The sequence below is a fragment of the Gemmatimonadota bacterium genome, from assembly GCA_009835325.1.
Taxonomy (GTDB): domain Bacteria; phylum JAAXHH01; class JAAXHH01; order JAAXHH01; family JAAXHH01; genus JAAXHH01.
This window is the reverse complement of the sequence record VXWP01000011.1, coordinates 34639-46777: the sequence shown is the minus strand read 5'-3', so window position 1 is coordinate 46777 and position 12139 is coordinate 34639. Positions and strand designations below refer to the sequence as shown.

Below are 12139 nucleotides of genomic sequence, written 5' to 3'. Positions count from 1 at the left end.
AGGTTCCTCGACAGATCGATCTCCACCTGATCGAGGCCGAAGGTATTCGAATCATCGGAATTGTTGTAGGTGTAACTGGCATCTACGAATCCCGAGATTTCGACCAGGCGGGAAACGGCCGAATCACCATTCTCCTGTGCGGAGGCCGGGAAGGCGGCGAGCATCAAGACCGTAAGCCAGCCTGGGAATCTACGTAGCACAAAGGTACCTCTTTCATGATCCCATGATGTGATGTTAAAAACCTACGGATCAGATTCGACTCAGAACGAATAGGTCATCTCGAAGGCGAAGTTGACCATCGACTTTTCCTGCTCACCTTCATCCGGATCCCCGAATATCGCAGCGTCAGCGAAATCCCGGCGGAGTTCCATGAGGAACCCCAGGCCGTCGGTCAGCGCGAACGTCGGGGCGACGGTGAGGGCCTGATGGGTCTTATCCGATTCGAATGTATGAATCAAACCGGGGGCGGAGGAGGTGACGGTTCTGGTGCTGGTGTTAAAGTAGTCATACCTGCCCGTCAATCCCATGACGTCGGTAAGACTGTAGTGCGCCATGACCATGTAGCCGTTCCACTTGGTTTCCGAGTCCCAAATTTCCAGTTCTCTTTTGCCGTAGTTGTACTCCCCGCCGATGATGAGCCCGGGCGCCGGCGTCAGGGTCAGGTCGATGTCGTAGACGGTCAGATTGCCGACCGGATCTTCGACGGCCGAATTCAAGACCGTTACCTCCTGGTCGCCGCGCATCGCCGAGAAGCCTATCCCGCCCATATCCTCGTGGCTGTAACCGAGTCGGCCGCCGAACATCTTGTTGGAATTCGCGTCGACGTTATTGTCCCACCCGTTCGTAAGGTGGACCACCACGTCCATGCCGCCGCTCAGATTTATGGCCAGCATCGCGCCGGTCAGATTGGTGGGCAGTCCCCTACTGAAGACCAGCGAGTGGGAATACTGGTACATGTCCGGGGCGTCCAGGAGTTCGAACCCGATGGGCGCGTTGAATTTACCGAAGGTCAGGATCGGGTAGTTCCCCTCGTCCCGACCCAGCCCGAGATCGAGGGTGACGTAACCCTGCTCGGCGTCGAGGGTGAACCCGCCCTCGCCGTCACTCACCCATTCCAGGTCCGCGCGCAACGAGCCGATATCGCCCAGGTTCCTCGACAGATCGATCTCCACCTGATCGAGGCCGAAGGTATTCGAATCATGGAGACTGTTGTAGGTGTAGCTGGCGTCTACGAACCCCGAGATTTCGACCAGGCCGGAAACGGCCGAATCTTCATTCTCCTGCGCGGCGGCCGGGAAGGCGGCGAGTATCAGGACCGCCAGCAAGGCGGGGATTCCTCGTAACAAGAAGGTACCCATATACGCGCTCCCATGGTGTGATGGTAAAACTCACGGATCAGGTCCGACTCAGAACGAATAGGTCATCTCGAAGGCGAAATTGACCATCGACTTTTCCGATTTCCCCGATTCCGAATTGTAGAAGATCGCTTCGTCGGAGAAATCCCGGCGGAGTTCCATGAGGAACCCGAGCCCATCGGTCAGCGCGAACGTCGGGGCGATGGTGAGGGCCTGCTGGGATACTTCCACGTTGCCCGGTGGATGATCCTGCGCACCGCTGCGGCGTGCCGCAACCTGCGAAATGTCCCGGCTGAAGTAGTCGTACCGGCCCGTCAACCCCATGACGTCGGTAAGACTGTAGTGTGCCATCACCATGTAGCCGCTCCAGCTGTTTTCTACGTTAACTTGGTCAAGCTCCGTCTTGCCGTTGTTGTACTCCCCGCCGATGATGAGTCCGGGCGCCGGCGTCAGGGTCAGGTCGACGTCGTAGACGGTCAGGTTGCCGACCAAGCCCTCTTCGTCGCCGCGCATCGCCGAGAAACCGATGCCGCCCAACTCCTCGTGGCTGTAGCCGAGCCGGCCGCCGATCATCTTGTTGGTATTCGTGTCGACGTTCTGGTCCCATCCGTTGGACAGGTGGACCACCACGTCCATGCCGCCGCCCAGGTCCATGGACAGCATGGCGCCGGTCAGGTTGGTGGGCAATCCATTATCGAAGACCAGTGCGTGGGAGTACTGGTACATGTCCGGCGCGTCAAGAAGCTCGAACCCGATGGGCGCGTTGAATTTGCCGAAGGTCAGGGTCGGGTAGTTCCCCTCCCCGCGGCCCATGCCGAGATCAAGGGTCACGTACCCCTGCTCCGCGTCGAGGGAGAACCCGCCTTCGCCGTCGCTCACCCATTCCAGGTCCGCGCGCAACGAGCCGATATCGCCCAGGTTCCTCGATAGATCGATCTCCACCTGATCGAGACCGAAGGTGTTCGAATCATCGAGATTGGAGTAGGTGTAGCTGGCGTCTACGAACCCCGAGATTTCGACCAGGCCGGAAACGGCCGAATCACCGCTCTCCTGCGCGGCGGCCGGTAAGGCCGCGAGCATCAGGACCGCCAGCCATACGGGGAATCTGCGTAACATAAAGGTACCCATTTTCACGCTCCCATGATGTGGATGTGATGTGACAGAAAAGGAACCTCTTGATGTTAACGATTCGTCGCGAGTATGCGATTCGTATAATAGGACGTAATAGTATGATGTCAACTAAACATTTGGCTACTAAACATTACAGGTGGATGATACGATCTATGCGATCGCGCTCCCCGGCGACGAGCAGGACATCTTCCTCCTGGATCACATAGTCCGGCGCAGGGACGAAGTGCGCCTGGCCGTCCCGGTTCGCCTGGCCGGCCTGGACCGCCTGGTCTGCCTGGTCTGCCGGTTTCGACTGGGCGTCCTGACCGTCCCCGTGCTCCCGTTTCCTGATAAGCAGGATCTGCACACCGTGCCGGCTGCGGATCTGAAGGCGCCGGATGCTGCTTCCTATGAACCGCCGGGGCGCGTTGATTTCCACCATGGCGTAAGCGTCTCCCAGCTGCACGACCTGTCCGCCGCTCAACGTGTCTACCATGCTCCCGAATTCACCGGCCAGGTCCCGTCTGGCCGTCTCCCGGTTGTAGGCGTCCATGACGTGTTCTCGGCTGATGACGCCGACCAGGCGCCCCGAGTCCGGCTCGACAACGGGAAAGGCGTTTACCTGGTGCCGACCGAAGAGCAGCATGACCCGGTCCAGCGTGTCGCCGTCGTTGACTGTCGGCAGGTCGAACTGGGCGATGTCGTGGGCCACGATGACGCCTTCGAGATCCTCGCCGTACGCGACGAGACTGCGGATGCGGTCGAAGGTGACCGTTCCCTGGTAACGCTCCTCACCGTCCGTAATATAGAACTCCGTATCCGTACTATCGGCCAGGCGGGACATGAGGTCGTCGAGCGGCGCCTGCGGCGGTATCGTCTCGAAAGAGGCAACCCGGGCCTGCCCGACGGTCAGCGACCTGAGGATGTTCGTCTCCTGGCCCTTTTCCAGGTCCACGTTTCTCCTGAGGAGGCGCAAGGTGTAAACCGAAGGCTTGAGCAGGTAGGCGGACAGCGCCGTACTGACGATGACGGAGATCGCCAGCGGCAGGATCAACTCGTAATTACCGGTCATTTCGAAGATCATCAGGATCGACGTCATGGGGGTCCGGATGGTCGAAGACACCAGCGCGCCCATGGCCACCAGGGCGTACGCGCCGTCGGTGGCGCTCGTTCCGGGAAGCAGGTGGTTGACCAGCGCGCCGAAAGCGCCGCCCAGCATGCAGCCGACGAACAGGGAGGGGGCAATCACGCCGCCCGAGGCGCCCGATCCCAGGGAGAAGGACGTGGCGGCGATTTTCATGAATACCAGGATGAGCAGGAACTGCCATTCCAGTTCGGAGAACAATGCCCGGTCCATGGTCTCGTATCCCACGCCGAGGATCTGGGGATAGAGCAGGGCCAGGGCGCCGACGAGCAGGCCTCCGGTCATCGGCTTCAGGTAATCCGGAAGCGGCACCTTTCCGTAGAGGTCTTCCACGCCGTAAAGCGCCCGGACGAAGAGGGTGCCCACGATGGCGGCCAGGATGCCCAGTACGGCGTACAGAACGAATTCGAGCGGGTGGTTCACGCCGTGCGGGGGCACGATGATGGCCGGCTGGTTGCCCAGAAAATGGCGGGAAATGGCGGTAGCCACCACCGAGGAGATCACGATGGGACTGAACCGGCTGAAGGAGAAATTGCCCAGGATGACTTCGAGGGCGAACAGCGCGCCGGCGATCGGCGTGTTGAAGGTCGCCGCGATGCCCGCGGCCGCGCCGCAGCCCACGAAGGTGCGCATGCGATGGACGTTGACGTGCGTCAGACGGCCGAAGGTGGAGCCGATGGCGGCGCCGATCTGGGCGATGGGACCCTCGCGGCCCACCGACAACCCGGAGCCTATGCTGATGGCGGTGGCGAGCGAGGTCTCCACGGCGACCCGGGGCCTTATGCGTCCGCCGCGAAGAGCCACGGCTTCCATGACATCGGGCAGTCCGCGGGCTTCCCGGGTGCTGAAGTAGATCAGGACGCCGACGATCAGCCCGCCGGCCGTGGGTACCGTGAGCACCGCCAGCGTAGTGAGTGAAACACGGTCGGACAATCCACCGCCCCAGGCCACGGACTCGATGAACATGATCAGCTCGCGGAATGCGATGGCTCCTCCCGCCCCCAGCACGCCGATCAGTACCGCGGCGCTGATCATGAAGACCTGGTCGGTCGTCCGCATGCGTTCGATATTGGCGTGCAGGCGTTGCCTGAAACGCCGTGCCATTACGCGCCAGAGGCGAAACACCCGAAGCCTCGACAGATTCATGAATCGTCCTTCCCACCTTCATCTTGTCATCGACCGGCAAACCCAGTATCATACATATACTTGCCGAGAATCATTAAGTCAATTTTCGCACTGGAACAGGTCTGAACATGTCCGAGAACAAAAAGTCCGAAGACCCCATGTCCGAAGAATCCAGGTCCGGCGAACTCAAGTCCGACGACTTCTCTATTCCACTGCCCGATACATCCGATTGGGACGAGCCAGACCGAGGCATCCGCGTGAAACCCGCGGACGGCCGCGGCATCCTCATGCGGGACTGCCAGGTCGGCAGGGCAGGCGAAGTGCCGGAAGTGGCGTTCGACGGACACGGCCTGGCGCAGCGGGGTTCGGTCGTCGATCCCGGAACGCCCGATTTCGGGTTTGCCATTCGGGAGAAGAAGCTGGTATGGGCCGATAACATCGCGGATCTGTACGAGCAGGGCAAGGCGGGGCAGTGGGACGCCACGACGGACATCCCGTGGGATGACCTGCCCGTGTTGCCGGACGATCTGGAGCAGGCGGTGTGCCAGGTCATGACCTTCCTGATCCAGAACGAGTACCTGGCTATGTACCTGCCAGCCAAGTTCATGAACCGTATCGATCCGCAGTTCTCCGAGGTGGTCCTCTTCCTGGCCACGCAGGTCATGGACGAGGCCCGGCACGCGGAGGTATTCACCAAGCGCGCCCTCGCCAACGGCGGTGGCCTGCAGTACGTCTCGGCCGCGACCGAATGGTCCCTGCGCAGCCTGCTGGCCCAGGACGACTACTCGAACGGTTCCTTTCTCATGCACGTTCTGGGCGAGGGAACCTTCATGGAACTCCTCATGTTCCTGGAGCAGGTCGCGCCCGACCCGGTGACCGCCCGGACATTCAAGCTGGCGCGCCAGGACGAGGGCCGGCACGTCGGGTACGGCATATCCCATTTCGCCTACCACATCGAGCAGGATCCCTCGATAAAGGACGATCTGATGCGGGCGGCCGAGGAGCGGACCCTGTTCCTCCAGCAGGCTTCAGGTTCCAGCCCCTTCGTGCTGAAAGCCATGATGACGCTGGCCGGCGGCGGCTCGCACCCGGAGCAACTGGCGCGGGGACGGGACGCGGTGATGGGGCTATACGAGGAAATGCACCACAAGCGGGTACGCGAGTTGGTAGCCATCGGCTTCGACCGCCAGGATGCCGAACGCATCTCGGAACTGCACGGCAGCGGCGTGCGGAACTTCATGTAGTGCGTTCACTTAATCGTGAATAGGCCGTTTTGCTAAGAGGCTTGAAATGGGTGTCGTCCATAAGCACCAGGGACAGCAAGGAGCGAACGACTGGTCCGGCGTGGAGAAGCAGCCCTACAGCAAAGGCGGGGCAGTGGGCGGATCGGTGCGTGTAGTCATCGGTCCCGACGACGGGGCGAACAATTTTTCCGTCCGCTACTTCGAAATCGAACCGGGCGGGCAATCTTCCTTCGACCGCCATCCCCACGACCACGGCATCTACATCCTACGGGGACGGGCGAAAGTACTTATCGGGTGGGACGTCCACGACGTGGGACCGGGCGACGTGGTGTACATCGCCCCTAACGAACAGCACCAGTTCGAGAGCGTCGGCGAGGAACCGCTCGGGTTCCTGTGCGTCGTGCCGCCAAAGGGTGCCCCGGAACCGGCCGACGGCTAGCCTTCGGTCAGCCGCCCTTCGCGCCGCTGTTTTTCATTCCGTTTGCCATCAGGTGCAGTTGCGTATTCACGTATCCCGGCCGTACTTCCTCGAAGTGGGGGCCCATGATCCGGTGCAGGTCGCCGAGGGCGTGGAAGGGCACGGTGGGAATGGCGTGGTGTTCGGCGTGGTACGCGTTGTTCCAGTTCAGCCACCGGACCAGGGGGATGGTCAGCACGGTCCGGGTGTTGAGCAGGATGTGGCGGACGCGGGGACAGCCCGTGTGCTCGGACATGCGGATGAGACGCATGACGGGCTCGCCCAGGAAACGGGGCGCCAGCCAGAACAGGACCACGGCCAGCGTGTCGAACCAGACCGATACGGCCGCCAGCGCGCCGTAGGCCAGGACCATGCTCCAGGCCTCCATCACCACGATTCCACGTGCTCGTCCCGGCAGAAACTTGCGTTCGACCGCGTTGAACCGCCCGAAGAGCATCCGCGCCAGGGCGGTCAGGTTGCTGTAGAAATAGGGAATGCCCGTCGCGTACCAGAGATAGCCGCCCAGGCTTTCCGCCATGGGGATCATCTCGGGATCGTCCCCGGTGATCTGCGTGTGGGAATGATGGGCCAGGTGCTCGTAGCGAAAGTACGCGGGGATGAGAAACAGCCCGGTGCCGGTGACCCACCCCACGATCCGGTTCATCGCCGTGCTTCTGAAGGCCGTGCCGTGAGAGCATTCATGGAAGGGCGCGAACCAGTGCACCACGACGGCGCCATGGGCCAGCAGGGCCGGCGCCAGCCACCAGGTGCCCAGGGTAAGCGACACCAGGTATCCGGTGAGCAAGGTGGCCGCCAGATGCCCGGCCAGGAATACGAAACCCGGCAGGTTGCGTCGACGCAACAGTTCGCTCAGCCGGTCGGGCGGAACGATATCGGTGGGTTTTACCGGAACTTGTCCGGTTTTTTGTTCGAGGGTGGACATGGGTCGACAGGCGCCTGATCGGGTGGACGGGATCTGGCTAGCGACATGGTACGGGCACGGACCGTGGGTTGCGGCGGCTATCCGGTGCGTGCCGCGCGGTCGTCGATCTCCACGATACCCCGCTCGAGATCGAAGCGGCGCGTCTTCTGCCTTTCCACGTCCCCCACGGTAACGCGGACGAAGAAGGCGCCGTCGGGATAGTCGATGGAGTGGATATCCCCCTCGGCGAAGGCGGTCGCCTGCCCGGCGCCCACGGTATACTCCCGGGCCACCTCGAGGCGGGCCGGTCCTTCCGATCCTCCATCGTCCAGCCGATTCCATCGCCGCATCAGGGTATGCCCGGTGTAGTTGCCGTAGATCACGCTGCAGGGACCGTGATCGTGGGGCGGGGAAGTGCCGCCCTTTTGACCTCCATGGACGATGACGTGTATATCCGTCTCGGGATCATGGCCGATTACCGTGTGGCCTTCGTATTCGTCCATGTTCACATAGGTTTCCAGCAGGTCGGACTGGCCCAGCAGCCTTTCGGTGTTCTTCCTGATCGATTCCAGTCCGTGCCTGATCCCGTTTTCCCGCACGATCCGCCGGGCGTCTCCCAGAAAATCATCGACGGTGTACCTGGTCATCGATGGCCTCCTTGATGCTTCGATTCCGTTGAGTATGCTTGAAAGTCGAGAATATAACTTGCTTATTCAGGCCAAATGGCATATCTTATCTTACTTGGATACAATATACGCCGAAAACCTCGCTTTGTCCATAAATACTCAGTGTCCTGTAACGCTCAGTTATCCAACGGAGGAATGAGGATGACACGCATCATGAAGTTGAAAAGTCTTGCCGTATTCACGGTCCTGGTCGCGTTGGTCGCGGCGCCTGCCATTCAGGCCCAGACGATAGATGACGCGAAGACGAAAGTGGACGCCATGCCGGACGATCCTCCCCGTCACTACAATCTCGGCATCGCCTACTTCAAGGCAGGACAGTTTACGAACGCCATCGGTGCGTTCCAGAAAGCCGTCGAGTTGAAGGCGGACTACAAGGAAGCGTACTACAACCTCGGCCTTTCCCAGCAGAAGGCGGGCCAGACCTCCAACGCGATCAGGTCGTTCCGGAAGGCGACGGAGATCGATGCCAAATACGCAGACGCCCACGGCGCGTTGGGCAGCGCATACCAGAAGCTCAAGAACAGCAGCAACGCGATCAGATCCTACCGGGCCGCGATCGGCATCAACGACAAGAAGGCGAACTGGCACTACAACCTGGGCATCCTGTACCAGACCCGCGAGGACTATCCGAACGCGATCAGGTCCTACGAGAACTATCTGAGACTGGCGCCCCGGGCCAGGAACGCCGCGTCACTCCGGAACATCGTCGCCCAGATGAAGGACGCGATCCGTTAAGCGACATCCGGATTGATCCGGCCGATCAAGCCGAAGAAACAATCAGAAACGGACCGAAAATCGAAAGGCCTCCGCGTGAAAGGGATTCGCGCGGAGGCCTTTTGTTTGAGTTTGTTTGTACGGATCTGCACCGCACCGTACCGTACGGATCTGTACCACCGCCCTATCGCACCTGGGCGTTCCCACGGGCGGTTTACAACGGACGGTTTTCAACGGGAGATGTAGACCCGCGTATAGTCCATGGCGCCGACCGTACCGTCGGGGTTTTCCGCGATCCCCTTGACCCAGGGCTTCCTGAGTTCCAGGTACACCGGATGGAAGAGAAAGGACCCGGCGTAGTCCGACACCATGATCTCCTCCGCCTCCGCGTAAAGCGCCCGCCGCCTGTCCCTGTCCAGTTCCGCGGCTGCCTCCTCCACCAGGCGGTCGAACTCGACGTTCGTCCAGTCCGAACGGCCATACCCCTGAGGCTGCGAATGCCAGATCATGTCGAGCATGTTGCGGGGATCCAGGTAATCCGCGTAGAACACGATCAGCCCCAGGTTCATGCGCCAGTTATACATGTTGTTCATGTACATGGTCCGGTCGGCGCTCCGGATCGTCACGTCGACCCCGATGTTCTCCTTCAGCATGGCCATGATGGCCTCGCTTATCCGCTTGATGGTGGGGTTCGGCGCACGCAGCCACATCTCCTGGCGGGGGAACCCTCTGCCGCGGGGATAACCGGCCTCGGCTATGAGTTCCCGGGCCCTTGCCGGATCGTAGGTCTGGTAGGGTTTCATGGCCGGCCCGTTGTACTCCGCGAACTCGGGCGGGATCATGGAGTAGGCGGGGACGGCCGTGCCGCCCAGGAGGATACTGGTGATGACCTCCCGGTCGATCGCCCGCGTGAAGGCTTCCCGGACCCGCACGTCGTCGAAGGGCGGCTGCCGGGTGCGGTAGAAGAGATACCATGAGGCCCGCGCGGCTATCTTGACCAGGTCCGGCGCGAGTTCGGGATCGGCCAGGATGCGGGGCATGTCGGTCACGTCAACGAGTTCGCGGTCCACCTCGTCGTTCTCGTAGGCGAGGACCGTGGCCACCGCCGCGTTGCGGAAGGGATGGATGACCTTCTCCAGGTACGGCTTGTGGGGACCGTTGTACATGGGGTCCGGAACCAGGGTCATGTGGCTTCCGGTGATCCACTCCGACAGTTTGAACCCCGAATTCGAGACGATGTTCTCGAGGCGGGTCCATTTCCTCTCGTGCTTCTCGACTTGCCAGGGCGGCACCGGCAGCGCATTCCCATAGGAAACGATATAGGGAAGGTACGGCGCCGACTTCTCCGTTTCGATGACCAGCGTGAGATCGTCGGCCGCGCGGACGCCCAGCTGGGTCAGGTCCTTGATCTCGCCGCGGTTGATAGGCCTGGCGTTCTTGAAGTCGTGGTAGAAGAACCCATAGGGGTTGGCCTCTTCCGGGTCCAGCATGCGGCGGAAGGAGTAGACGAAGTCATGGGCCGTAACGGGCCGGCCGTCGCTCCACCTCGCGCCCTGGCGTAGGTGGAAGGTCCACGTCTTGCCGTCCGGGGAAGACGTGTAGCTGTCCGCGGCCGCGGGTTCCGGATTCCAGTTCGGATCGCGGCGGAGCAGGGGCTCGAAGGGGATGATGGTGTCTTCCGTGTCGTAGTCGTTGATTGCGGAATCGAGGGTGCGGGGCTCCGGGCTCATGTACCTGAAGACCTGCTGGTCCCGAGGGGAGGCGTCCGGCGGAAGGGGCCGCGCGGCCGATTCCCCGGAACCGCCTTGCGCCGCGATCAGCAAGGGGACCAGGAAGAAGGCGGAGACGGCGCCGAGCAGGGCGGCAGCATACTTGATTGAATAGTGCATGGTTCTTTTCCTGTGATGAATAGATGGTCGGTGAATTCAGTCCAGACGGATTGTGCTGGCCAGGCGGACCGTGCTGTCCAGGTGGAACGTCAGATTTCTTCCAGCGTACCGGCCACCGCCTCGACGAGACCGTCGACATGCGATTCGTCCATGGCCGCGGAAAGGCAGTTCATGGCGAGGCCGTTCGACAGGTAGTAACCGCGGTTCAGCAAGCCAAGAAATACCGCGGCCACGGGTCCCTTGTCGGCCGCCGCCACGGCGCGGTAGGTTCGGACCGGTTCCCTTGTGAAATAGATGCTGAAGGTGGAGCCGGACGCGGCCACCGTCGCCACGGTACCCGTGCGGGCGAACACGTCTTCAAGACCATGCACGAGACGATCGGTGAGACGGTCGAGTCTTGTATACACGTCGGGCGTCAGCACTTCCAGCATGGCGAGGCCCGCGGCCATGGTGACGGGGTGTGCGCTGAAGGATCCGCTCTGGAAAACCCGGGCCTTGCCCTGGGTGGGATCCAGCAGGGACATCAGTTCCCTGCGGCCGCCGAAAGCGCCCGCGGGAAACCCACCGCCCACGATCTTTCCGTAGGTGCTCAGGTCGGGCAGAATGCCGCACTGGGCCTGGACCCCGCCCGGTGACGCGCGGAATCCCACGATCTCGTCCAGGATCAGGAGCACGCGGTGACGTGCGGTGATCTCGCGTACCGCCTTCACGAAGTCCAATCGCTGGGGGATGACGCCCGTCTTCGGGTCGAGGATCACGGCCGCCAGTTCGTCGCTTTTCTCCGCGACAATCGCCTCGACGGCCGCTTCGTCGTCGAAGGGCAGGATGACGACGTTGTCGGTGGCGTTGGGCGGCATGCCTCCCGCGCTGGCCACGGGCACCGGCCGATCCGCGGGACCCGCCTTCGCCGGATCGGGTGAAGTGCTGATTTCGACGGCGTCGTGGCTGCCGTGGTAGCCCCCTTCGAACTTGGCGATGAGGTGACGGCCCGTATACTCCCGCGCCAGCCGGATCGCGTGGAGGGTCGCCTCCGTCCCGGAGTTGCAGAACCGGACCATCTCCAGGGAGTCCACTCTCCGGCACAGCTCGTCCGCCAGCACCGTTTCGATTCCCATGGGAGCGGCCACTGCAATGCCCTGCTCCAGCTGTCGCTCCACGGCTTGAACGACGGCCGGGTGATTGTGCCCCAGGATCTGCGTCGTGTGGTGGTTGGCGAAATCCACGTACCGGTTGCCGTCCACGTCGTACAGGTGGCAGCCTTCTGCCCGCGCGATGGTGACCGGGTACGGCGCGTAGTAGTAGGCGCCCTTGGCGACGCCGGGCATGACTTCACCCGCGCGCTTGAACGCTTCACAGGATCCCGGCGTCCTTTTGCGGTAGACCGCCTCCTGCGATATCTTCTGTGCCGTCGTCATTTATAGGAGATCCCTTTCATTATGGACCGGAATCGAAGGATTGCGCCACACGGGCACTCAAGCGTTGGCACGCGCCCA

Annotated in this window: 10 protein-coding genes; 3 read left to right on the top strand and 7 right to left on the bottom strand. The window is 61.9% G+C overall.

Annotated features, from left to right (window positions below):
- The 4 genes from F4Z81_01325 to F4Z81_01310 form a co-directional block, all read right to left on the bottom strand.
- Nucleotides 1-200, bottom strand: a 200-nt coding sequence (locus F4Z81_01325; GenBank protein MXW03686.1) for a hypothetical protein, incomplete at its 3' end; no start/stop codon positions are given.
- Between the two features lie 60 nt (nucleotides 201-260).
- The gene (locus F4Z81_01320; protein MXW03685.1) at nucleotides 261-1358 is read right to left on the bottom strand and encodes an outer membrane beta-barrel protein; all 1098 of its coding nucleotides are present in this window, start codon (nucleotides 1356-1358) and stop codon (nucleotides 261-263) included.
- Nucleotides 1359-1406: 48 nt separating this feature from the next.
- A complete protein-coding gene (locus tag F4Z81_01315; GenBank protein ID MXW03684.1) occupies nucleotides 1407-2483 on the bottom strand; it encodes an outer membrane beta-barrel protein in 1077 nt (358 codons plus the stop codon).
- Between the two features lie 133 nt (nucleotides 2484-2616).
- Nucleotides 2617-4755 carry a CBS domain-containing protein gene (locus tag F4Z81_01310; protein ID MXW03683.1) on the bottom strand — a complete coding sequence of 713 codons (2139 nt, stop codon included), beginning with the start codon at nucleotides 4753-4755 and terminating at the stop codon, nucleotides 2617-2619.
- A 107-nt stretch (nucleotides 4756-4862) separates the two neighbouring features.
- Between F4Z81_01310 and F4Z81_01305 the strand changes: the two genes are divergently transcribed.
- Entirely contained in the window at nucleotides 4863-5978 is a 1116-nt protein-coding gene (locus F4Z81_01305; GenBank protein ID MXW03682.1) for a ferritin-like domain-containing protein, read from the top strand.
- Between the two features lie 46 nt (nucleotides 5979-6024).
- Complete coding sequence (locus F4Z81_01300) at nucleotides 6025-6417, top strand: cupin domain-containing protein (GenBank protein MXW03681.1); 393 nt, start codon at nucleotides 6025-6027, stop codon at nucleotides 6415-6417.
- Nucleotides 6418-6424: 7 nt separating this feature from the next.
- On the opposite strand, the gene F4Z81_01295 is transcribed toward F4Z81_01300, so the two are convergent.
- A complete protein-coding gene (locus F4Z81_01295) occupies nucleotides 6425-7699 on the bottom strand; it encodes a hypothetical protein (GenBank protein MXW03680.1) in 1275 nt (424 codons plus the stop codon).
- 380 nt (nucleotides 7700-8079) lie between these two features.
- Here F4Z81_01295 and F4Z81_01290 point away from each other — a divergent pair, with 380 nt between their 5' ends.
- Nucleotides 8080-8778, top strand: a complete 699-nt coding sequence (locus F4Z81_01290) for a tetratricopeptide repeat protein (protein ID MXW03679.1) — start codon at nucleotides 8080-8082, stop codon at nucleotides 8776-8778.
- Between the two features lie 209 nt (nucleotides 8779-8987).
- On the opposite strand, the gene F4Z81_01285 is transcribed toward F4Z81_01290, so the two are convergent.
- Nucleotides 8988-10646: a peptide ABC transporter substrate-binding protein gene (locus F4Z81_01285; protein ID MXW03678.1), complete on the bottom strand. Its 1659-nt coding sequence runs from the start codon at nucleotides 10644-10646 to the stop codon at nucleotides 8988-8990.
- Between the two features lie 89 nt (nucleotides 10647-10735).
- Complete coding sequence (locus F4Z81_01280; protein ID MXW03677.1) at nucleotides 10736-12061, bottom strand: aspartate aminotransferase family protein; 1326 nt, start codon at nucleotides 12059-12061, stop codon at nucleotides 10736-10738.
- Nucleotides 12062-12139: the final 78 nt, after the last annotated feature.